The organism is Acinetobacter sp. YH12116, from assembly GCF_013418895.1.
In the GTDB taxonomy this organism is placed as follows: Bacteria; Pseudomonadota; Gammaproteobacteria; order Pseudomonadales; family Moraxellaceae; genus Acinetobacter; species Acinetobacter indicus.
The window spans coordinates 1-20799 of record NZ_VPBE01000009.1 but is presented as its reverse complement, the minus strand read 5'-3'; the positions used below and the strand labels follow the sequence as shown (position 1 = coordinate 20799).

The following is a 20799-nucleotide window of genomic DNA, read 5'->3' as shown; positions in this document are numbered from 1 at the left end:
TGCTACCTCTATTTTTCTTCAAAAATTTTCGACAATGGAATCGACAGCTTGGCTGCCAAATAGTCATCAGCTTCAATCAGTGCCGGTCCGAGTTTCTGCATCCATTCATCATCCGGATGAATATTGCCGACATCTTTGCGCTGCGGCAGCGGATAAGGCAGCTGGGTATAAAAACTCCAGAAATTGACCTGCGATAAATTCCGTACCAGCACCAGTTCATCGTTATCGGTGCGTTTAATCAGGTTTTGCTGCTCCAGCATCCAGATATAATTTGGTAAGCGGCCAATTTCATCGCGGCCCAATACTTCCAGTGCTTCCTGCTCGGTCACGCTTTCGCCTTTTTTCTGCTTTTGATAAAACAGCTCCAGCAGGTCCAGCAGCATAATCATCGGATGGCGTTTCTGGTCTTTGCCGGAATTAAAAGCGGTGAGGGCAAAGCTAATTTCTACGCCCAGCAAAATAATATTCCACGACAGAAAAATCCACAGCAGGAAAATTGGCACGGCAGCAAAGGCGCCATAGACAATTTCATAACTGGTGAAATTCGACATGATAAAGCCGAACAGGTTTTTTAATGCCTCAAATACCACCGCACTAAAGACGCCGGCAATCAGCGCGGCTTTAATTGGTACATTGCGGTTGGGAATGGTCCAGTACAGAATAAAAAAGCCGACAATGGTCAGGGAGAAGGAAATAATCCACAGAATAAAAGCGCCGTTGACCTCATAACCGGCAAAGTTATTGCTCAGCACATTCATCGAGGCAACGGTAGATGACAGCACAAAGGCGCTGCCAAGTAAAATCGGCCCCAGCGAAATAATGGTCCAGTAGCGCATAAAACCCATAATCCCGCCGCGGGTTTCTTTCACTCGCCAAATCCGGTTAAAGGCAGTTTCGATACTGGTCAGCATCAGTACAGTGGTAATGAACAGGAACAGAATCCCGATAATGGTGAGATTGCTGGATTTATCGGTAAAGGCATTCAGGGCCTTATCAAAGGCGATGGTGGTTTTGGGCAGAAAGTTGCTGTAAATCAGCTGCTGTAACTGCTGACGCGCCGGTTCTAAAGCTTTAATCGAGGAGATGATGACCAGAAAAACCGTCAGCATTGGCACCACCGCAAACAGTGTGGTATAGGTGAGCGAGCCGGCCTGTTCACGACAGCGGTCTGCTTCAAAACGGCGTAATACAAACAGCACGAATTGAAACCACTGGTGGTCATAAAAGGGCAGCTTTTTTAAATACTCAACAATCATGCGGCTAAAGTCTCGATTTTTTAGTGATCTTTCTGTGTTTTCCTGTGCCAGCTTAACCAAAAATACAGCAAAATACCGTATAGTTTTCTTTTTTACTCTACAGATAACATTATGCAACCCTATGTTTTAGTTCTGTATTACAGCAAGTATGGCAGCACCCGTGAAATGGCCCATCTGATTGCCAACGGGGTAGAAGCAGCAGGCGTAGCGGTAAAAATACGTACAGTACCGAATATTGCCCCGGTGGTCAAAACTGCCGAGCCGAGTATTCCGGCCGAAGGCGATATTTACTGTAGCCTAGATGACCTGGCCAACTGCGCTGGTCTTGCGCTTGGTTCGCCGACCCGTTTTGGCAATATGGCCTCGGAAATGAAATTCTTCTGGGATCAGACCACCAGTCTGTGGCTAAGCGGCGCTTTGCATGATAAACCGGCCTGTGTATTTACTTCTTCCGGTTCACAGCACGGTGGCCAGGAAAGTACCTTGCTGACCATGCTACCGCCGTTATTCCATCATGGCATGATGATTATGGGACTCAGCAATGCTCATCCGGCTTTATCCAATACCAAAACCGGCGGTACACCGTATGGTGCATCGCATGTCAGCGGCCCGCGTCATGACCAGAGCTTAAGTCAGGATGAAAAGAAACTTTGTGAAGCGCAAGGATTACGTTTAGCAGACGTGGTGAAAAAACTGCACAGCGCTTAAAAAATAGCTTTAAAAAAAATAGCAGCAGCAAGGCCAAAATAGCGCTCAGATCCGTTAATGGCTTTCTGCTGTTGATGCTGGTTTTTTGATTGTTAATTTAAATGAATTTCATGTGAAAATGACTGCTTCTGGTGATTTTCGACCACCCCAATTCGGCGTCTATCTAATAGTCTTTCTATACACAGCCTATGCTGTGACGGTTCTCTCCCTATTCATGATCGGTTGGGTGCTTTCCTGTGGAGGAAAAGAGCACCTTGCCGTCATGCACACTGAGAAAAATCCAAACTACTGAGGAATACGAGATGAAAATGTGGTTCGTTATGGGATTCAGTGTACTGAGTCTAAGTCTGGTGCTGTCCAATGCAGTAGCAAGCGTGGTGCATCATCCGGATTATCCTGAAGAAAAAGCACAAACCAAAGCCAAAGATCAGGCCAGCTCAAAAGAGCCAGCGGCGACTGAACAAGGCGCCCCGACACAGAAGTAATGTATGCGGTGCTCCGTTGGTGAGCTCGCACCCTCCATCGACCTCACCTCAAAGGTGTTAGAGTTTTTCTTTAAAGCGGTGTTTGCAGTTGAGGCACTGAAAATCCAGGAAGATATTCTGGTCCACAATGACCCCGGCTTTTTTACCAAAGCGATGACCCAGAAAACCGCCGGTAATGCCGACACTAATTGCACCCACAAAGGTACCAATGGTGCCGCCCATAATCACCCCTAACGGTCCGGCCACGGTGCCTATGGCAGCGCCTAAAGAGGCACCGGAGGCGGCCCCGCCGACAGTTCCGGCTGCTGTTCCGGCCGACCCGAGCAATACTCCGCCAATTTTTTGTAAGTTTTGTTCATGGTTGCGCTTTTCAACCTGATTTGAGCCACATTTCGGACAGACGATACTGTGTTCCATCAACGGATTGTCTTGTGTCATGAGTGTAGAGTGCCTTCTAAAAATGCTGGGTCAATCCAAAGAGCCAATAGCTTAGGACAAAAGGCGTTAGCTGACCTTGGTCAAAACGCTCAGAATTTGCCGTTAGGCTTATGCTAAGCCATTCGGTCTGGAGCGTGGTAGAGAATTTTGTAAATCACATCGCCATAAAAAAAGAGCACCTGAGTGCTCTTTTAGATATAAATTGCAGGCGAAGTCTTAGTCGCGAACAAATTCAACCGTACCATTGGCCAGTGACTTGACACGCGCCAGAGATTCAACCCGGTAGCCTTTTTCCAGGAGCAGGTCACGACCTGGCTGGAAGGATTTTTCAATCACAATACCAATACCGACCACTTCCGCTTGGGCCTGATGAATCAGGTCAGCCAGACCTAAAGCCGCCTGACCATTGGCCAGGAAGTCATCAATCACCAGTACTTTGTCGCTTGAGCTGATGTGCTTGTTTGAAATCGCAATGGTGCTTTCGACCTGTTTAGTGAATGAAAACACTTTAGAGCGATACAGGTCATCTTTTAGGGTTAAAGACTGATATTTACGTGCAAAAATCACGGGAACGCCCAGCTCTAAACCTGCCATGACTGCCGGTGCAATACCTGACGCTTCAATGGTAATAATTTTGGTGATGCCGGCATCTTTAAACAAACGCGCAAATTCTTGACCAATTTGCTGCATCATGACCGGATCAATTTGATGGTTTAGGAAAGAATCGACTTTCAGAACTTCTTCAGACAGAACGATACCTTCAGCTAAGATTTTCTGTTCTAGTGCGTGCACGGGAGAATCCTCAACAGCAGGTGCTTTTTAAAGCAAAAGCGTATTTTAAAAAGCACCTGAAAAAATGCAAGCAAAAATCGAGAAAATGATTAACTTGTTGGGCCTTTATAGCCGGTTAACAGCAGGCCATAAGAGTTCTTCTTGTCCAGATGGGTCACTTTCACCGGTAAGTAGTCCAGTTTTGGCGCTAACCAGAAAATGGTTTCACGGCCCGGCTTGTCATGCTTAATCGCCACTTTAATGGTGTCAAAGGTGCCATAATTGGTTTTTACGCTTTCACTGCCTTGGCGTACAAATTTACGTGCTTCGACCTCCTTGGCATCGGCCAGGTAATAGGTCGATTTGAGCGAACCATTTTTTAAGTCTTCACGAATCTGCAATTCGGCATTTAGCTCATCGAGTACACCGGCTTTCCAGGCAAATGAACGCGACTCTTTGTCTTTTTTGGTATTAATTTTTTTCGCAGCCGGATTAAAGTGAATACTCATGGTGTTGTTATGAATCAGGATTTTGCTGCTGCGGCTAAAGCTGGAAGAACCAATTTTGCCATTTTCAAAGGTGAAGCGGCTGGTTTCCGTGGCCGAAGCAATCCCGCCGGCTTTGGCGGCAAAAACATAGTTCCACTGATTGCCGGATTTGCTTAAGGTTCGGGTCGCAGAGCCAAGGTTTTTGCCGTTATAGCTGAACTGATAACTGGCCTGGAATGGACTCATGGCAAAAGTCTGGCTTGAGAACCCTGCAAATAACAGTGCAGTCGAAACTCCCGCTGCCATGCCCATCGTTTTCAATACGTGTTTAGCCATAAGTAAATTGTTTCCTATGCTGTAAATAAGCGCACATTGTGCTTTGTTCTATTATGCGCTTGAATGATGAAGAGAAAATTTGCAAATATGCACTTTATGTAAAGCTTGTGTAGCAATCCTGATAGGTATCTGCAATCTCTTTCCCTGAGCTTTTAGCTCTTTTTCTGTTTGATGGGCGTCACTTCTGTGGCCGTTTGTGCTTCTTCGGCTTCTTCACGATCGCGATCTTCAGCAATTTTTCGAAATAGGGCGGTTAGGTTGACATTGCCCATGACCACCAGTTCGGCTTCACGCAACACCGCATGATTGACATGCACTTTGCCCAGAGTGTCAATGATCGAGCGGTTCTTACCCAGCCAGCGGTTCAGGTCTAAATGTAATAGATCATCTTTAACTTTAATTACATTCAGTTTTTCCAGAATCATGCCGAGTGGATCTTTGTTCAGCACTTTCTGATAGAAGAACAGCGCAAACCGAACACCCAGCTTATGCAGGATACTTGGATATTTGGCTTCAATCACCTGGGTATCACTAATCTGTTCAAATACAATCAGCTGGACATTTTTATTCAGTTCCATCTGCACCAGTTTCAAATCTACCGACAAGGTAATATACAGCCCGTTATAATCCAGGGTCGCGTACAGACGCAGCCACTCGTCATGTAAATCGGCATGTAAGTCTTTCAGCATTTTGACATTGTCGGTGACAAAGCGCTGAAAAGTCGCATTCAGAAAAACCTGAGACATTGGAAATTCGCGTTCATCTTCAATAAATCCTTCCGCCTTCTGATACATCTGACGTAAACGTTTTGAAATGAGAGAAATAAGAGGGGACATACAGGGCATTCCAATGGGTTAATCTTTATTAACTTTGCAGAGATCTTGTCGAATTGTATTAAAAATACGCCAATTGAAGCTTGCAGTTTAGCAAAATAAACTGCACCATTTTCAAGATTTTATTTATCGTGACACGACATGTTGACGAGTGTCTCGCTTTTTTTTTAAAAGTAAAAACCAGTCTTATTTTATCTCGTTTTATACGATTTGGGGAATCCGCGATTTTGTCGGATTAATGTGATGTTAAAGAAATTTCATTTTGCACCTTTGACGCAGCAGTGGTGGAAAGATCCACTATTTGGCACCGTACTGACGCTGGCAGCACTTTCGCATCTGGCTGTGTTAACGGTGCAATTTGTCATGCCACAGCAAAGCGATGCCGCGGTCAAGGAAATTGCAGTCAGCTTAAGACCAAGTGCCACCGAAATTAAGGATGCCGACTTTTTAGCACAGGCCGACCAGCAGGGTTCTGGCACCTTCCGGGAAGCGCACCGCATGTCCAGCGATATGCCCGCACCAATGATTGAACAGAGTGCCGGTGATCAGCAGCTGGAAAGTCTGGAGCGTTTGCAGCAGCAGCGTGAACTGAGCTTTGAAGAAAAAGTGCTAATGACTACCTTAAGCTGGCAAAAGCAGGCGGCGGAAAACCAGCGTAAAAAAGCGCTGGAAGAATTAAACAGCCAGTTTCAGGCCAAAGCGGCGATGGTGGCCAGTCTGGAAGCGCAGTATTTACAGCGTCAGCAAAATTTTAGCCGTCAGCAGAAAATTAAAACCGTAGATGGAGTTCAGGCCAAGCAGGATGTCGCGGCCGGTTATCTGGAAAAATTCCGTCAGAAAGTCGAATTTTATGGTAATCGTTATTATCCGGAAGCGGCCAAGCAGCAACAGCTGGCCGGTGAAGTACGTTTAATGGTGATTTTAAATGCCAACGGCGGGATTCGCGCGATTCGTTTAATTGAAAGCTCGGGACATGCCATGCTGGATGAAGCTGCCAAGGCTTCTGTGCGTAAAGCTGCTCCTTTTGGTGCCTTTGATGCCAAGATGAAAGATATTTCCGAGCTACGCATTATCCGGACCTGGCGTTTTGACCCGGCTGAGGCGGAGTTTGAGGTGCGCTAGCGTTTGTAGTGACGTAATACTTCACAAATTTCAACACTGAAATTTTTATACCAAGTGTTATGTCCGAGTTGTTGTGCGACTTGGTGTTCCGCATCTAAATGCCAAGCGTGTATATCTGAAAGATCATGCCAATAGGATAGGGCGATTTCAGATAAACCTTCTGTTAATGTTTTAAAATGAATGCAGCGGAATTGGCTTAAGGCTTTCTGACATAACTGCTGTGCTGTGGCAAAATACAGAAGGATCAAGTTTTTTAATTTTCGCTTTAAAAATAACAACGTATTTCATGATTGTGGCTTATCTATTTTTATTCATCTCATCATAAAATAAACCCTATAAAAAAAGCGAGCCTAAGCCCGCTTCTTCATTGTTTAACTTTAATCGCGTTCTAGATACGGGTTTTCAAAACCGAGCTTATCCAGAATTTCAATTTCAATGCCTTCCATTTCTTCAGCATCTTCATCTGAAGTTTCATGGTCATAACCCATCAAATGCAAGGTGCCATGCACTAGCATATGGGTGAAATGGGTTAGCGGTGCTTTGCCTTGCTCATTCGCTTCGCGTAGCACCACCGGAATACAGATCACTAAATCCCCAATGGGGAAGGCATCAAGAAATTCGGCCATTTCATCGGGCAGTTCACTTGGGAAAGACAGCACGTTGGTCGGTTTGTCTTTCTGGCGATATTCCAGATTCAGTTTATGGCTTTCTTCATTGTCGACACAGGCGATCCCGATTTCACAGTCACTTTGGGTGCCAATATGTCGCAAGGTGGTTTCTACAACTTTTTTGATATAGCCACGTTTCAAGACCAGTTCAGGGGCTTGAACATCCTGTTGTAGAGAAAGACTCAGTTTCAAAATATATCCTTAGATCAGTTTAGTCCTGCGCATCGGCCTTGGCATCGTTTTCTGCAATCAGCGCTTCCTGACGGGCTTTGCGTTCGGCACGGGCTTCTGCACTCAGACGTTGTTGCTCACTGTCCCAGCCTTCGTAGGCTTCAACAATTTTCTGCACCAGTTGATGACGCACCACATCACGTGAATGGAAACGGGTAATATGAATTTCCTTGACGTGCTCCAGCACGCGCAGGGCATGCGCCAGACCAGACTGCTGACCACGCGGTAAATCGACCTGAGTCACGTCACCGGTAATTACGGCACGTGAGCCAAAGCCCAAACGGGTCAGGAACATTTTCATCTGTTCTGGTGTGGTGTTCTGCGCTTCATCCAGAATCACAAAAGAATGGTTCAGGGTACGACCACGCATATAGGCCAGCGGCGCGACTTCAATCACCTGACGTTCAATCAGCTTGGCGACTTTTTCAAAGCCGAGCATTTCATATAACGCGTCATACAGCGGGCGCAAATACGGGTCAATTTTCTGGGTTAAATCACCCGGCAGGAAACCGAGTTTTTCACCGGCTTCAACCGCAGGGCGAACCAGTAAAATCCGCTGGATTTCATTACGCTCCAGCATATCGACGGCTGCAGCTACCGCCAGGTAGGTTTTACCGGTTCCTGCTGGGCCAATCCCGAACGAAATATCGCTTTGTAAAATACGCTGCACATAACGTTTCTGGTTGGCACCGCGCGGGTTAATCCGGCCTTTGCGGGTCTGTAACCAGACCGCATCTAAACCGGTATGTTCCTGCTCTTCATCAATCTGCAATTCACGGTCAGTCTGGCTGCCCTGAATCATCATGTGTAAGGTGTCGGCACTAATCTGGCTGGAATTTTCCGATTCTTCATATAAACGCTGAAGCAAGAGCTCGGCTCTCTCAACTGCATCTATTTCACCATCAATAAAAAAGGCATCACCTCGATGAGAAATTTGCACATCTAGACGCTGTCCAATCTGTTTCAAGTGGCCGTTATAAGCACCGAGCATGCTTTTGAGACGTTCCATTGAAATGCCAGGAAAATTTACTGTACGTCGAATTGCTGCAGTCAAGAGAATTCCTTATTCAGAAGTAGTCGTATTGTTCCCTTACATTACGCCACGTCTGGTTCAAGATTCAAGAGTTCACCATAAACTAAATTTAAAGTTTTAATCTCGGTAATCTCAATCTCCGCAAAGCGTCCGACCCAAGCCGGATCACCAATAAATGTTACCAAACGTGTATTGTCCGCCGTGCCGACCAGTACATTCGGATCTTTGTTCGACACGCTCTCAATTAACACACGTTGCACGGTGCCGAGCATGGCATCAGTTTTGTCAATACTGGACTGTTTAATCCATTGCTGCACTTTGGCCAGACGTTCTTTTTTGACATCTTCCGGGGTGTTGTCCGGCAGTTCAGACGCCGGCGTGCCCGGACGTTTTGAATAGACAAAGCTGTACGAATGGTCGAAGTCCATATCCTGAATAAACTGATAGGTTTCTTCAAAGTTCTCGTCGGTTTCGCCCGGGAAGCCAATAATAAAGTCGGAAGACAAATGCATGTCCGGACGTACTTTACGTAACTTGGCAATTTTTTCGATGTAAACATCAATGGTGTGGTTACGTTTCATGGCCTGTAATACATCATTGGAGCCACTTTGTACCGGCAAGTGCAAATGCGACACCATTTGTGGCAAGTCGCGGTAGCATTGAATCAGGTCATCATTAAATTCTAGCGGATGCGAAGTGGTATAACGTAAACGGCCAATCCCCGGAATTTCGGCGACCAAACGCAACAGGTCAGCAAAGGTACAGATGTTGCCGTCAAAAGTTTCACCGCGGTAACCATTCACGTTCTGACCGAGCAGTGAAATCTCACGCACACCTTTTTCTGCTAAACCGGCAATTTCCGCCAGTACGTCATCGAGTGGACGTGAAACTTCTTCACCACGGGTATAGGGCACCACGCAGAAAGAACAGTATTTGGAACAGCCTTCCATAATCGACACAAAGGCTTTAAAACCTTCGACGCGCGGTTCTGGCAGGAAGTCGAATTTTTCAATGTCCGGGAAGGAAATATCCACCAGCTTGATTTTTTCTTTTTTCGGTTTTTCAACCTGATCATTATGCTGATCCAGCATTTGTGGCAAACGGTGCAAGGTTTGTGGGCCAAACACCATGTCGACATACGGCGCACGTTTTTGAATATTGTCACCTTCCTGAGAAGCAACACAGCCACCCACGCCAATCACCAGATCCGGATTTTTTTCTTTCAGTTTGCGCCAGCGGCCCAGTTCCGAGAACACTTTTTCCTGTGCCTTTTCGCGGATGGAACAGGTGTTCATCAGCAGGATATCGGCATCGGCCGGATTGCTGGTCAGCACATAGCCGTGAGAATCGCCTAAAAGGTCTGCCATACGATGACTGTCATACTCATTCATCTGACACCCTTGCGTTTCGATGTACAGCTTTTTCACTGAACCGTCGGCTGGGGTGTGCTGTGGCTGGGTAACAGTGTTTTCTGAGGCAGCTTTGGCACCATTTGGAATGAAGGTTTGAACCGTCATGTAGGCTCCTGAAGGATAAAATCGAGATCGTCCGTTCTGAAATGTTTGAACGGCAGAGGTGATAGAAAAACGCGTATTTTAACAGGAACTGGGTATAAACTTATAGCCCTAAATGAGGGAAGCAGAAGATTGATTTATCAATTAAAATTGTTCGAAAATTAATATTGTTTAATCATGAGGTTACATAACACAACAATTGAGGTGTTTGAGAATAATGAAACTGTTTTAGTATATTGCGGTAAGAGAGGAGGGGCGAAGTAATGACTGAAAATAGGCACATGCGCACATGGACTGAAAAGAAAAGAATTTTTTGCAAAAAGCTTGTGTTAGGTTTGGCATCACTGAGCATTTTCCCAACCTTGTACGCAGCCGAAGAGCAGTTTAATGATGCGCTGCGGGCAGCCAATGCCAGTAACCTCTCTTTATTGCAGCAATATCAAAGTGCCATGCAAAATGATGTGCTCGGCTATTATCCGGAATACTGGATTTTAAATACCAATCTGGCCACTCAGTCACCCGCCTCGATTGTGCAGTTTGCCCAGCGTTATCCACAGTCGGCCATGGCAGAAAAACTGGCCGCTGACTATGTCGAAGAAAAAGTCAAACAGGCCGATTTTAGCAATGCTGTATCAGTGCTGCCCTATGTGACCAATGCCGACCGTGCCGAAAGCTGTGCCGTGGCGCAGGTGCGTGCCCAGTCAGGTGATCCGCTGGTTTTTGCCGAATTTAAAGATGTCTGGCTAACCACCAATTCGCAGCCGGAATCCTGTACCGGTCTGGGCCGGATGATGTTATCCAGCCCACTGATGACCCAGGAAGATAAACAGCAGCGTTTGTGGGTGCAGCTGCGTGCCGGCCAATCCGGACAGGCGCTTGCCACTGCACAGGGACTAGGTTTAAACCTGAGTCTGCCGCAGCTGAATAGCATTCAGGCCAATCCGCTTAACTATTTATGGTCTGCACCAAAAGCCAGTGCTGAAGATCAGGCTTATCTGATTTATGCCTTGGGCCGCCTGGCCGATACCGACCTGAACTCGGCTCTATCTGCGGTGAAACGTGCTGCAGAAGGTACCCCGCAGTCGGTGCAGCGCGCCTTGTATCGTGCTGTGGGCTATATTGGCGGCACCACCGTCATGAAGAACAATTTTAACCGTGAAGTACTGAATGCGCTGGATGCCAGCTATGGACTGCCATTTAGCCCGGAAGAAGCGGAAATTTATGCCCGTCAGGCGATTCGTTTTGGTGCCTGGGAAAGTGTAATTCGCGCGATTGATGCCATGAGCGTGTCGCAAAAGCAGGAAGACCGCTGGCAGTACTGGCTGGCGCGTGCCTCTGAGCAGCGTGGCGATGCCACTTCAAAACGCAGTGCTGACGCGATTTATAAACGTTTGGCTCAGGGTGATGATTACCACAATTTGCTGGCCAAAGATCAGCTCGGATACAGCTATTCTTCGATTCCTGTGAGCCGTGAGCCAAGTTCGCAGGATATGCAGCGTTTAAATCAGGATATTCACTTTAGACGCGCCTTTGCCTTGCGCCAGATTAATGCACCGGCCAGTTATATTAACCGTGAATGGAACTGGGCTGTGCGTCAGGCCTATTTAAAACATGATGATGGTCTGTTATTGGCTGCAGCCAAACGCGCCACCGATATGGGTTGGTATGACCGGGCCATTTATGCGGCAGACCGCACCACCAAGCAGCATAATTATCAGTACCGTTATGCCATGCCGTACAAGAATTATGTGGTCAGCCACAGCCAGAATGCCGGGATTGATCCGGCCTGGGCCTATGGCTTGATGCGTCAGGAAAGCCGTTTTGTGACTACGGCGCGTTCGCATGTCGGGGCGGGTGGTTTAATGCAGATTATGCCGGATACCGCGCGTTTAATTGCCCGTCAAATGGGAGAAACCTATAATCCGGCGGCACTCACCGATATGAATACCAATATTCGTTATGGCACGTTTTATCTGTCGACCATCCAGGGTCAGCTTAGTAATAACTCGGTTTTAGCAACTGCGGGCTATAATGCCGGGCCAAACCGTGCCCGTCGCTGGCAGCCTGAATTTCAAAACATGGCAGCGGATCAATATACCGAATCCATTCCGTTGCTGGAAACACGCGATTACGTTAAACACGTTATGACCAATGCCACGCACTATGGATTATTGCTGGGTCAGGGCGCGCAATCAATCAGTAAACGTATGCAGCAGATTCCAATGCGCAATACGCAGTAAACAAGATGGGGTGTCTCCTGCATGGATGCTGGAGGATGGGACTCAAAACGACACGAGAAGGTGCTAAGTTTGAGAATGAAGAAATTGACAGCCGGGGGGCAGCCAGCGGGAATCCTCATCCTGATTTCGGGTGGGACGGGGGTATTGCTCAGTAGTGCTGCATGTGCTGCCACGGTGCAGGGCTATGTCATGGATGTACAAATGACACCCGCCGTGTGCATGTTTGACAGCAACCGCGCCAAGCAGCGGAAATGCCTGCAAGGCTACTCGCTGAATATTACCGGGCTGTATCCGGAAACCTCCCGTCGTGACTGCGAAACCAGCTCTTCAGCCAAACTGTCTCCCATTCAGGCCAAAGTGGTGGCACGGGTCATGCCCGATGAACATGCCCGGGTGCAATTGTGGCAGGGTATTGGTGGCTGCGTACCGATGAATGCCAGCCAGTATTTTCGTACCATTATTAACTATGCCGACCGGCTGAAAGTCCCGGCGGTGCTGACCGGTCAGGAAACTACCGTGGTGCAGCAGAATGAACTGAACCGGCTGTTTATTCGCCTGAATCCGGGCATGCATTCCAAGAGCATTCATTTTCAGTGCACCTCGCATCAGGCCAAAAGTTATTTAACCGAATTGAAAATCTGCTATAGCCCGAATGGGCGCTATAAACAGTGCAGCAGTAGCGTGGAAACCCAGTGTCCATCGGCCTTTATTATTAAAGGTTCATACTAAAACCCGACGTTTTTCGGCATTTTATTTATATTTCCTATCAGACTTTTGTTGAAATCCATAGCCTTTTACATGCATCTGACAAAGGATTGGAGTACAATCTTTGCCGTTTATGATTATTAAGATTAGATAGAACAGCTATTTAATCGCATTAACTATCCTCTCAACTGGAGATAATTACATGAAGCAACCTGTTCGCGTTGCCGTTACTGGCGCTGCTGGTCAAATTGGTTACAGCCTATTATTCCGTATCGCTAGCGGTGAAATGTTGGGTAAAGACCAACCAGTTATTCTTCAATTATTAGAAATTCCTGTTGAGAAAGCTCAACAAGCGCTGAAAGGCGTAATGATGGAACTTGACGACTGTGCTTTCCCATTATTGGCTGGCATGATCGGTACTGATGATCCTAAAGTTGCATTCAAAGATGCTGACTATGCACTTTTAGTTGGTTCACGTCCACGTGGTCCAGGTATGGAACGTGCTGACCTTCTTAAAGTCAACGGTGAAATCTTCATCGGTCAAGGTCAAGCGCTGAACGAAGTTGCGAGCCGTGACGTTAAAGTTCTTGTTGTAGGTAACCCTGCGAACACGAATGCTTACATCGCAATGAAATCTGCTCCAGATCTTCCAGCGAAGAACTTCACAGCAATGTTACGTCTTGACCACAACCGTGCGTTGACTCAACTTGCTCAAAAAGCTGGTGTTGCAGTTTCTGACATCAAAAACATGACAGTTTGGGGTAACCACTCTCCAACAATGTATGCTGACTACCGTTTTGCGAACGTAAACGGCGAAAGCTTGAAAGACAAAATCAACGATGCTGAATGGAACAAAGACGTATTCCTTCCAACTGTTGGTAAACGTGGTGCTGCAATCATCGAAGCGCGTGGTCTGTCTTCTGCTGCTTCTGCTGCAAACGCTGCAATCGACCATATGCGTGACTGGGCGCTTGGCACAAACGGCGAATGGGTAACCATGGGTATTCCTTCTGATGGTTCTTACGGTATCCCTGAAGGCGTAATGTTCGGTTTCCCTGTAACTTGCGAAAATGGCGAATACAAGATCGTTCAAGGTCTTGAAATCGACGAATTCAGCCGTGAGCGTATCAACTTCACGCTAAACGAGCTTGAAGAAGAACGTGCAGCAATTGCTGACATGGTGAAATAATTTAGTGTTGAACTAAGTTAGAAAAAGCACTCCATTTGGGGTGCTTTTTTTATGCAGCTGTATGGATTGTTGTATTGATCAGCGCCATGACAAACCTCACAAAACATAACAAGAATACATCGGCTTGTAGCCCTAATGCTGTTCCGGATTTGCTAGTTTATGGACTTCGCCTAGAAAAATACGGAGTCATTCCATGGTACTCGAACAACAGCCGACCTTAGAATTATTATTTGAACAACTGGGTTTAGCCGCAGACGAAGCATCTATTGAGCAATTTGTGCGTGCCCATCAATTGCCGGCAGAAGTGACCTTGCCCGATGCTGGATTCTGGAGTGAGGGACAAAGCGCCTTTTTACGCGAACACTGGCATCAGGATGATGAGTGGATTGTGATTATCGACAAATTAAACCAGTTACTACACGTTGAAAGCGACAAGCTGGCGCAATAAGCCGGAGCCAGTTCAATCAGGCTCATCCGCCTTACATGCTTTGGTACAAAAAAATACAACAAGCGCAGTCACAAGGCTGTGCTTTTGTGCAGAATTCTTATAACGTAAAGCTACAATACAGTAAAAAAATGCTGAGGAGGGCGCCATGTTTGATCAGCAACCCACATTAGAACTGTTATTTGAGCAGCTGGGTCTAGAGTCCAGTTCAGAAGCCATTGATCAATTTATTGAAAGCCATCAATTAACTTCCGATATTCCCCTACATAAAGCCGCATTCTGGAGCAAGGCCCAGCACGATTTCATTATCAGTCACTGGAAAAGTGATGATGAATGGGCCATCGTGATTGATGTCTTAAACGAGCAATTACATACCGAACATAAGCTTTCCGGCTCTTGCGAACTTTAATCACAAATTGAAACAACAAACCTGGTCGCAAAGACTAGGTTTTTTTTGCTTTATCTTATAAGTTAGATGGATAAATAACTACAATTTATCTGATATATAAGGAGGGCGAGATGCTCAATCACAACACACCATCCTTAGCTCTATTATTTTCTCAACTTGGTTTAGCCAATAGTCCGGCGGCCATTGAACTTTATGTACGTACCCATCAACTGCCTTCCCATATTTCTTTGCATGATGCGCCGTTCTGGAATAAATCCCAGCGTGCTTTATTAATCAGTCATCTGGTCCAGGATGATGACTGGGCGATCTGGGTCGATGAATTGAATCAACAATTACATATGGATGCCTATAAAGCCCAAACCGCTTAATCCTGCCTGAAGATTCAAGCGTTTCTGTAGTCCATAAAAAATGCCTCAATCAATGAGGCATTTTTGTTGTTAAATATTTTTTTCGTGCTGAGCTTTAGTGTAAACGCGGCTGAATCAGCTGCACAAACCAGCTTTGACCATGACAGTGTTCAAAGGCAGTATGTTCACGTAGTACATCGGCATCAAACTCGGCTGTTTTACGGTATTTGGTCAGCCAATGCTGAGTCAGTGCATTTTCTTTTTTCGCTGCGCTGGCATAGGCCAGGAACAGGTAAATATCGCCATGATTATAATTGGTCAGCGGTTTTAGAATCTGCTGGGTAATTAAGGCAAAGCGGGTTTCCTGACTGATTTCAAAATACAGCATATAGGCCTTGGCCAGGGTTAAGGACAGATTTAAATATAAGGACAGCGGCATTTCCTCAAATTCAACCCGGCCTTGCTCCAGCAGCACAATCGCTTCTTGCAGGAAATAGGTCTGTTCCTGACGGACCTGACTCAGCATCACCAGTTCTAGGCGTAATGAAGCACGTTCCAGCGCCAGTTCCGGGGTGTTGCCCTGTAAATAGAGCTGGTCAGTTTCACCGATACGCTGAATAATCGGTTGGGTGGTATCACGCATCGGCACAATCCTCAGTTCACAATACGGTTTATATGAGGCCACTTGCCAGGATTTAAAGGATCACCACAACTGTGGATCACTACGCAGCCAGGCAGTAATCGAAAGGCGCTGCTGTTTGGAGAGCAGCACTTCATGCAGCAAATCACTTTGGAATAAGGCCATCCGGTTGGGCTGTGGCGCAATGATCTGCCATTCGCCCTGTTTGTCCTGCAAGCGTAATTCACCGCCCCAATCGGCCTGCCACTGTTCATGCAGATAAAAGACGCAGGAAATCATCCGGCCATTTTTACCTTGCGGATTATCGCGGTGCAGGGCATAAAATTCGCCGGCGTTATAACAGGCAAAATGGGCTTCGACTTCCTTAATGCCCAGAAAAAAGGCACGATTTAATTGCTCGGCCAGCGCCATTAAGGTTTGGGTATGCTGCTCGGCAACCGGCAGGCTTGAATCCAGCCATAAGATATGATCACTGCGAATCTGGCTGACCACACCGTTTTGAATGGCTGCGTTACGAAACTCATTCAAATGTGCGGTACATTCTGCTACCAAAGCTTGTACATAATCCTGTGGATAGGCATCATCAATCAGGGCATAACCGGATTGATCCAGATCATTGAATATCTGTGCCAGATTCCAGGATGGTGGTAGAGAATGTGTTTGCATAGGCAAAACTCGAACAAGGATAAAAAAGCGGGGGAACTATTTTAGAGCAAGATAAGCCTCTGAATGAAACTTTTTTTCATGCTAAAATACCGGTTGATTTCAGGAATTAAAGAAACATGAATTACCGTCACCATTTCCATGCAGGCAACTTTGCCGATGTCATGAAGCATGTGCTTTTGCTTCAGTTACTGACACGTTTAAATGCCAAAGATAAACCTTATCGCTATATTGATACACATGGCGGTGCAGGCAAATACGACTTATCTTTAGCACCTGCACAGAAGTCGGGTGAGTTCTTAAATGGTATTCACCGTCTGGTCAAACTGGATGACTCGATTATCCGCAATGCACCGGAAGGCGTGAAGCAGTATCTGAATCTGGTCGAGCAGATGCGCGAGACGGATGGCAAGGGTGCTTATCCGGGTTCACCATGGTTTGCCTTACAAGGCATGCGTGAGATGGATAAAGCCACGGTGTTTGAAATGCAGCGTGATGTTTTTCAGCAATTGCGCAGCAATATCCGTGACCGTCGTGCTGGCTTGCATGAACGTGATGCTTACGAAGGTCTGCTTGGGGTGATTCCACCGAAAGAAAAACGCGGTCTGGTCATGATTGACCCGCCTTATGAGCTGGAACGTAAAGACTTCCCGCAGCTGGTAGAACTGCTGGTCGCGGCCTATAAAAAATGGCCAACAGGCGTGTTTGCGGTGTGGTATCCAATTAAAGACCGCGCCATGATTGAACGTTTTGAAAAGAAAATGTACAAATCGGGCATTCGCCGTCAGCTGGTTTGCGAAATCTGTGTCTGGCCAGATGATACCCCGGTTGGCTTGAATGGCTGTGGTTTACTGGTGATCAATCCACCTTGGAAATTCTCTGAAGATGCAGATGAAGCCTTACAATGGTTATTCCCGCATTTACGCATGCAGGACAATGGTGGACATGCAGCAGTACGCTGGCTGGTTGGCGAATAAGCCAAGCAGTCACAACAGAGATTAGGTTAGAGTTAGGAATAAAATAATGATAAACACACCGAAGCCCGAGGGTGATTCCGTGACGCGTGAACATGATTACGATGGAATCACATTTGAAGTGGTGGAAGAGGAACGTACCCGCGAGGGGCAAAAGGTCAAACGCCGTGGCATCTACCTGTGGCCTAATCTCATTACCACCGCGGCTTTACTGTCGGGCTTTTATTCAATTATTGCCAGCATGAATGGCGAATATAGCCAGGCCATTTATGCCATTTTCCTGGCGGCCTTATTTGATGGTTTAGATGGTCGTGTTGCGCGTGCCATTGGTGCGCAAAGTCCGTTTGGTGAGCAGTTTGACTCCTTGTCCGATATGCTGGCCTTTGGTGTGGCCCCGGCAATTTTAATGTATAGCTGGAGCCTGAATGATCTGGGCCGGATTGGCTTGGCCTGCTGTTTTGTTTATACCGCCTGTGCGGCTTTCCGTCTGGCGCGTTTTAATGTGCAGATTGGCGTGGTTGATAAACGCTATTTTATTGGCGTGGCCAGTCCATTGGCGGCTTTAATGCTGGTGTCGCTGGTCTGGGTCGGCCGCGATTTTCCTGAAATTTATAATATTCAGGACTTTGGTATTCAGATCATCAACGCCGTGATTATTGTGGCGGTTGGCTTGCTGATGATTTCCAATATTAAATATTATTCCTTTAAGACATTGGACCGTAAGCGGGTGCCGTTTATTGTGCTGCCAATTGCCGTTTTTGTACTGGCGGCCATGACCTATAATATTCCGGTCGGTATTCTGGTGATTTCTATCATCTATGCATTATCAGGTTTTGTGACCACTTATATGGCGAGAAAAACCGCCGAATCATAACAAGATGACACCCAGGAGCTTGCTATGCAGATGTTTCAAGATTTTCTCGATCGATCCAAACAACTGAATCAAGCTCCACATCAACTCAAGCTTGAGCAGCTGCCTTTTCACGCCCCGAACCAGAAATATAAAATCATTCATCAAGGGCTGATGATTCCCAATTTGCCCGCGCCCTTACATTATCTTAATTTCCTGAGCCTGATTGGGCAGCCAAATGCCCCGATGCTGCGTAATGACAGCGCGATTCAAACCCATCCGCTGGATACTGCTACGGTACTGGTCAGTTCCAGTCCACATATGGTGGGGCAGCTCAGCAGTTATTCAGTGGAAAAAGAATGTTATTTCAAGCCGGCACTGTTTCAGTTTGGTGGTCGGGAGCAGCTGGAAGGACATTTTCCGGAGTTTCGGGTCCAACGTCTGGATTCTGAACTCAGTTTTGATCTGAAGATTCGTACTACCCCGGTGATTTCCTATTTTGCCAAGCTACGCATGGGGCTGGCCGATCACTGGTCTTTGCTGTGTGAATGCAGTGGACAGCTTCAATATAAACAGCAACATTATCAGATCCAGCAACTCGGCAGTTTTGAATATGCGCGAGCCATTAATTTTCCTTATCTACCTTTAGCCTTTTTTACCTATCAGGTGATTAATCTGCAGCAGCAACGGCAGTTATTACTGGCCCAAGTGCGGGACCGCTTTAACCGGATTTTGCAGTCGCGGATGTATTTGCGTGACCTGAGCGGTGGCCAAAGCCAGCTGTTTGATGAAGGCGTATATTTTAAAGTGCACCGGGTTTATCCGGCGGTGATGACTCCAAACCGGCAAAGCATGTATCTGCCGCGTGAATTTGAATGGTGTTACAGCGGTGCAGATGGCACGCGTATCCATATTCAGGCACAAAGCCGCGGGGATTTTAAATTTGGCTTGGCTGCAGGTTATGTCGGCAGTTTTCATTATCAGGTCAAAATAAATGATGTCGAAGAACAGGGCGAAGGCGGCTATTGTGAATATATTGATTGTCGCGCCTTAAAATGGCAGGAAAAAAATCAGGCAGAAAAATTAGGTGATCATTTGGCCAATCCGGTCCCATTTTTAGTGAAAAAAGAAAAATAAGTGTATTTTTGTTGAATAAATAAACAGTTGTGTCGTATTTCCCAAAATAATTAAAAATAGGGGTTGCGTCAGGTTTTATTTGCTCTATAATGCACATCCATCGGCGGTGATGTTGATAAAAACTTGTTGATAAACAAGGATTTAGCTAAAATGGTTGAGTTCTGGTTTAGGTGGTAAGTTTAGAAATAAAATCAACATTGCATGTTGACTTTCTAAAAATAGAGAGTAATATAGCCGACCTAGCTTGATGCTGACGAAGCATCGAGAAGATCATTAAGAGATTATGAAGAACAACTTGTGTGGATTTTTACTGATTGATTAATCGAAATATTATCATTGATTGATTGGTTTAAATTACTCGAAGTTTATTTGAGCGAAATTTAAGTCAGAAAATTGATGAGCCAGATTTGGTCACTTCGAATAAAGTGACAAAATGATTTTAACTGAAGAGTTTGATCATGGCTCAGATTGAACGCTGGCGGCAGGCTTAACACATGCAAGTCGAGCGGAGCGAGGGTGCTTGCACCTTAGCTTAGCGGCGGACGGGTGAGTAATGCTTAGGAATCTGCCTATTAGTGGGGGACAACATTCCGAAAGGGATGCTAATACCGCATACGCCCTACGGGGGAAAGCAGGGGATCTTCGGACCTTGCGCTAATAGATGAGCCTAAGTCGGATTAGCTAGTTGGTGGGGTAAAGGCCTACCAAGGCGACGATCTGTAGCGGGTCTGAGAGGATGATCCGCCACACTGGGACTGAGACACGGCCCAGACTCCTACGGGAGGCAGCAGTGGGGAATATTGGACAATGGGGGGAACCCTGATCCAGCCATGCCGCGTGTGTGAAGAAGGCCTTTTGGTTGTAAAGCACTTTAAGCGAGGAGGAGGCGCTCTAGGCTAATACCCTAGATGCGTGGACGTTACTCGCAGAATAAGCACCGGCTAACTCTGTGCCAGCAGCCGCGGTAATACAGAGGGTGCGAGCGTTAATCGGATTTACTGGGCGTAAAGCGCGCGTAGGTGGCTAATTAAGTCAAATGTGAAATCCCCGAGCTTAACTTGGGAATTGCATTCGATACTGGTTAGCTAGAGTATGGGAGAGGATGGTAGAATTCCAGGTGTAGCGGTGAAATGCGTAGAGATCTGGAGGAATACCGATGGCGAAGGCAGCCATCTGGCCTAATACTGACACTGAGGTGCGAAAGCATGGGGAGCAAACAGGATTAGATACCCTGGTAGTCCATGCCGTAAACGATGTCTACTAGCCGTTGGGGCCTTTGAGGCTTTAGTGGCGCAGCTAACGCGATAAGTAGACCGC

At 46.5% G+C, this 20799-nt stretch carries 22 protein-coding genes, 1 rRNA gene and 1 pseudogene; 13 read left to right on the top strand and 11 right to left on the bottom strand.

Annotation, left to right across the window (positions count from 1 at the left end; all coding sequences use genetic code 11):
• Nucleotides 1-8 precede the first annotated feature (8 nt).
• Entirely contained in the window at nucleotides 9-1256 is a 1248-nt protein-coding gene (locus tag FTU54_RS07420) for a YihY family inner membrane protein (protein ID WP_005182132.1), read from the bottom strand.
• A gap of 111 nt (nucleotides 1257-1367) precedes the next feature.
• Here FTU54_RS07420 and wrbA point away from each other — a divergent pair, with 111 nt between their 5' ends.
• Both wrbA and FTU54_RS07410 read left to right on the top strand, forming a co-directional pair.
• Nucleotides 1368-1964: an NAD(P)H:quinone oxidoreductase gene (wrbA, locus tag FTU54_RS07415; RefSeq protein WP_075167263.1), complete on the top strand. Its 597-nt coding sequence runs from the start codon at nucleotides 1368-1370 to the stop codon at nucleotides 1962-1964.
• A gap of 302 nt (nucleotides 1965-2266) precedes the next feature.
• Nucleotides 2267-2449 (top strand): hypothetical protein, encoded by a 183-nt coding sequence (locus FTU54_RS07410; protein WP_045796412.1) that lies wholly within the window; start codon nucleotides 2267-2269, stop codon nucleotides 2447-2449.
• 57 nt (nucleotides 2450-2506) lie between these two features.
• Here the strand turns inward: FTU54_RS07410 and FTU54_RS07405 are convergent, their stop codons facing one another.
• The 4 genes from FTU54_RS07405 to FTU54_RS07390 all read right to left on the bottom strand — a co-directional run bounded on the left by FTU54_RS07405 (nucleotide 2507) and on the right by FTU54_RS07390 (nucleotide 5318).
• Nucleotides 2507-2887 carry a hypothetical protein gene (locus FTU54_RS07405; RefSeq protein ID WP_005182135.1) on the bottom strand — a complete coding sequence of 127 codons (381 nt, stop codon included), beginning with the start codon at nucleotides 2885-2887 and terminating at the stop codon, nucleotides 2507-2509.
• Between the two features lie 216 nt (nucleotides 2888-3103).
• Nucleotides 3104-3679 carry a xanthine phosphoribosyltransferase gene (locus tag FTU54_RS07400; protein WP_005182137.1) on the bottom strand — a complete coding sequence of 192 codons (576 nt, stop codon included), beginning with the start codon at nucleotides 3677-3679 and terminating at the stop codon, nucleotides 3104-3106.
• An 89-nt stretch (nucleotides 3680-3768) separates the two neighbouring features.
• Nucleotides 3769-4482: a DUF3108 domain-containing protein gene (locus FTU54_RS07395; RefSeq protein WP_045796415.1), complete on the bottom strand. Its 714-nt coding sequence runs from the start codon at nucleotides 4480-4482 to the stop codon at nucleotides 3769-3771.
• A 152-nt stretch (nucleotides 4483-4634) separates the two neighbouring features.
• On the bottom strand, nucleotides 4635-5318 hold the full coding sequence (locus FTU54_RS07390) for a hypothetical protein (protein ID WP_127799001.1): 684 nt from the start codon (nucleotides 5316-5318) through the stop codon (nucleotides 4635-4637).
• 240 nt (nucleotides 5319-5558) lie between these two features.
• Here FTU54_RS07390 and FTU54_RS07385 point away from each other — a divergent pair, with 240 nt between their 5' ends.
• Nucleotides 5559-6437: an energy transducer TonB gene (locus tag FTU54_RS07385; RefSeq protein ID WP_180046304.1), complete on the top strand. Its 879-nt coding sequence runs from the start codon at nucleotides 5559-5561 to the stop codon at nucleotides 6435-6437.
• Here FTU54_RS07385 and FTU54_RS07380 read toward each other — a convergent pair.
• The 4 genes and pseudogenes from FTU54_RS07380 to miaB all read right to left on the bottom strand — a co-directional run bounded on the left by FTU54_RS07380 (nucleotide 6434) and on the right by miaB (nucleotide 9886).
• Nucleotides 6434-6725, bottom strand: a pseudogene (locus FTU54_RS07380) (antibiotic biosynthesis monooxygenase). The gene FTU54_RS07385 and the pseudogene FTU54_RS07380 sit on opposite strands and share 4 nt — an antisense overlap.
• An 89-nt stretch (nucleotides 6726-6814) precedes the next feature.
• On the bottom strand, nucleotides 6815-7297 hold the full coding sequence (gene ybeY, locus FTU54_RS07375) for an rRNA maturation RNase YbeY (RefSeq protein WP_005182166.1): 483 nt from the start codon (nucleotides 7295-7297) through the stop codon (nucleotides 6815-6817).
• Nucleotides 7298-7316: 19 nt separating this feature from the next.
• Complete coding sequence (locus FTU54_RS07370; protein ID WP_016659561.1) at nucleotides 7317-8390, bottom strand: PhoH family protein; 1074 nt, start codon at nucleotides 8388-8390, stop codon at nucleotides 7317-7319.
• A gap of 41 nt (nucleotides 8391-8431) precedes the next feature.
• Nucleotides 8432-9886: a tRNA (N6-isopentenyl adenosine(37)-C2)-methylthiotransferase MiaB gene (gene miaB / locus FTU54_RS07365; RefSeq protein WP_005182171.1), complete on the bottom strand. Its 1455-nt coding sequence runs from the start codon at nucleotides 9884-9886 to the stop codon at nucleotides 8432-8434.
• A 260-nt stretch (nucleotides 9887-10146) separates the two neighbouring features.
• Between miaB and FTU54_RS07360 the strand changes: the two genes are divergently transcribed.
• From FTU54_RS07360 to FTU54_RS07335, 6 genes are all read left to right on the top strand, one after another.
• Nucleotides 10147-12123 carry a transglycosylase SLT domain-containing protein gene (locus FTU54_RS07360; RefSeq protein ID WP_373685464.1) on the top strand — a complete coding sequence of 659 codons (1977 nt, stop codon included), beginning with the start codon at nucleotides 10147-10149 and terminating at the stop codon, nucleotides 12121-12123.
• Between the two features lie 75 nt (nucleotides 12124-12198).
• Entirely contained in the window at nucleotides 12199-12852 is a 654-nt protein-coding gene (locus tag FTU54_RS07355; protein ID WP_168408491.1) for a ribonuclease I, read from the top strand.
• Between the two features lie 178 nt (nucleotides 12853-13030).
• Entirely contained in the window at nucleotides 13031-14017 is a 987-nt protein-coding gene (locus tag FTU54_RS07350) for a malate dehydrogenase (protein WP_005182191.1), read from the top strand.
• Between the two features lie 193 nt (nucleotides 14018-14210).
• Complete coding sequence (locus FTU54_RS07345; RefSeq protein ID WP_005182193.1) at nucleotides 14211-14465, top strand: DUF2789 family protein; 255 nt, start codon at nucleotides 14211-14213, stop codon at nucleotides 14463-14465.
• A 145-nt stretch (nucleotides 14466-14610) separates the two neighbouring features.
• On the top strand, nucleotides 14611-14871 hold the full coding sequence (locus FTU54_RS07340) for a DUF2789 family protein (protein ID WP_005182196.1): 261 nt from the start codon (nucleotides 14611-14613) through the stop codon (nucleotides 14869-14871).
• 110 nt (nucleotides 14872-14981) lie between these two features.
• Nucleotides 14982-15239: a DUF2789 family protein gene (locus FTU54_RS07335; RefSeq protein ID WP_005182199.1), complete on the top strand. Its 258-nt coding sequence runs from the start codon at nucleotides 14982-14984 to the stop codon at nucleotides 15237-15239.
• Nucleotides 15240-15333: 94 nt separating this feature from the next.
• Here FTU54_RS07335 and FTU54_RS07330 read toward each other — a convergent pair whose 3' ends face one another.
• Both FTU54_RS07330 and FTU54_RS07325 read right to left on the bottom strand, forming a co-directional pair.
• A complete protein-coding gene (locus tag FTU54_RS07330; RefSeq protein ID WP_005182203.1) occupies nucleotides 15334-15861 on the bottom strand; it encodes a hypothetical protein in 528 nt (175 codons plus the stop codon).
• A gap of 60 nt (nucleotides 15862-15921) precedes the next feature.
• Nucleotides 15922-16524: a 2OG-Fe(II) oxygenase gene (locus FTU54_RS07325; RefSeq protein ID WP_005182206.1), complete on the bottom strand. Its 603-nt coding sequence runs from the start codon at nucleotides 16522-16524 to the stop codon at nucleotides 15922-15924.
• A gap of 116 nt (nucleotides 16525-16640) precedes the next feature.
• On the opposite strand from FTU54_RS07325, the gene FTU54_RS07320 reads away from it, so the two are divergent.
• From FTU54_RS07320 to FTU54_RS07305, 4 genes are all read left to right on the top strand, one after another.
• Nucleotides 16641-17498, top strand: a complete 858-nt coding sequence (locus tag FTU54_RS07320; RefSeq protein ID WP_005182209.1) for a 23S rRNA (adenine(2030)-N(6))-methyltransferase RlmJ — start codon at nucleotides 16641-16643, stop codon at nucleotides 17496-17498.
• A 46-nt stretch (nucleotides 17499-17544) separates the two neighbouring features.
• Nucleotides 17545-18369, top strand: coding sequence for a CDP-diacylglycerol--serine O-phosphatidyltransferase (gene pssA, locus FTU54_RS07315; RefSeq protein WP_075168287.1), 825 nt, complete (start codon nucleotides 17545-17547; stop codon nucleotides 18367-18369).
• A 24-nt stretch (nucleotides 18370-18393) separates the two neighbouring features.
• Nucleotides 18394-19482, top strand: a complete 1089-nt coding sequence (locus FTU54_RS07310) for a DUF6670 family protein (protein WP_005182214.1) — start codon at nucleotides 18394-18396, stop codon at nucleotides 19480-19482.
• Nucleotides 19483-19922: 440 nt separating this feature from the next.
• Nucleotides 19923-20799: ribosomal RNA gene (locus FTU54_RS07305) — 16S ribosomal RNA — on the top strand; the annotation flags it as partial.

What these genes read in the sequence shown, in the direction of transcription:
- FTU54_RS07330 (WP_005182203.1), bottom strand. Translation starts at nt 15,861, where the DNA reads ATGCGTGATACCACCCAACCGATTATTCAGCGTATCGGTGAAACTGAC.
- FTU54_RS07360 (WP_373685464.1), top strand. Translation starts at nt 10,147, where the DNA reads ATGACTGAAAATAGGCACATGCGCACATGGACTGAAAAGAAAAGAATT.
- FTU54_RS07310 (WP_005182214.1), top strand. Translation starts at nt 18,394, where the DNA reads ATGCAGATGTTTCAAGATTTTCTCGATCGATCCAAACAACTGAATCAA.
- wrbA (WP_075167263.1), top strand. Translation starts at nt 1,368, where the DNA reads ATGCAACCCTATGTTTTAGTTCTGTATTACAGCAAGTATGGCAGCACC.
- FTU54_RS07325 (WP_005182206.1), bottom strand. Translation starts at nt 16,524, where the DNA reads ATGCAAACACATTCTCTACCACCATCCTGGAATCTGGCACAGATATTC.
- miaB (WP_005182171.1), bottom strand. Translation starts at nt 9,886, where the DNA reads ATGACGGTTCAAACCTTCATTCCAAATGGTGCCAAAGCTGCCTCAGAA.
- FTU54_RS07320 (WP_005182209.1), top strand. Translation starts at nt 16,641, where the DNA reads ATGAATTACCGTCACCATTTCCATGCAGGCAACTTTGCCGATGTCATG.
- FTU54_RS07405 (WP_005182135.1), bottom strand. Translation starts at nt 2,887, where the DNA reads ATGACACAAGACAATCCGTTGATGGAACACAGTATCGTCTGTCCGAAA.
- FTU54_RS07355 (WP_168408491.1), top strand. Translation starts at nt 12,199, where the DNA reads ATGAAGAAATTGACAGCCGGGGGGCAGCCAGCGGGAATCCTCATCCTG.
- FTU54_RS07340 (WP_005182196.1), top strand. Translation starts at nt 14,611, where the DNA reads ATGTTTGATCAGCAACCCACATTAGAACTGTTATTTGAGCAGCTGGGT.
- FTU54_RS07390 (WP_127799001.1), bottom strand. Translation starts at nt 5,318, where the DNA reads ATGTCCCCTCTTATTTCTCTCATTTCAAAACGTTTACGTCAGATGTAT.
- FTU54_RS07335 (WP_005182199.1), top strand. Translation starts at nt 14,982, where the DNA reads ATGCTCAATCACAACACACCATCCTTAGCTCTATTATTTTCTCAACTT.
- FTU54_RS07420 (WP_005182132.1), bottom strand. Translation starts at nt 1,256, where the DNA reads ATGATTGTTGAGTATTTAAAAAAGCTGCCCTTTTATGACCACCAGTGG.
- FTU54_RS07345 (WP_005182193.1), top strand. Translation starts at nt 14,211, where the DNA reads ATGGTACTCGAACAACAGCCGACCTTAGAATTATTATTTGAACAACTG.
- pssA (WP_075168287.1), top strand. Translation starts at nt 17,545, where the DNA reads ATGATAAACACACCGAAGCCCGAGGGTGATTCCGTGACGCGTGAACAT.
- FTU54_RS07410 (WP_045796412.1), top strand. Translation starts at nt 2,267, where the DNA reads ATGAAAATGTGGTTCGTTATGGGATTCAGTGTACTGAGTCTAAGTCTG.
- FTU54_RS07395 (WP_045796415.1), bottom strand. Translation starts at nt 4,482, where the DNA reads ATGGCTAAACACGTATTGAAAACGATGGGCATGGCAGCGGGAGTTTCG.
- FTU54_RS07350 (WP_005182191.1), top strand. Translation starts at nt 13,031, where the DNA reads ATGAAGCAACCTGTTCGCGTTGCCGTTACTGGCGCTGCTGGTCAAATT.
- FTU54_RS07385 (WP_180046304.1), top strand. Translation starts at nt 5,559, where the DNA reads ATGTTAAAGAAATTTCATTTTGCACCTTTGACGCAGCAGTGGTGGAAA.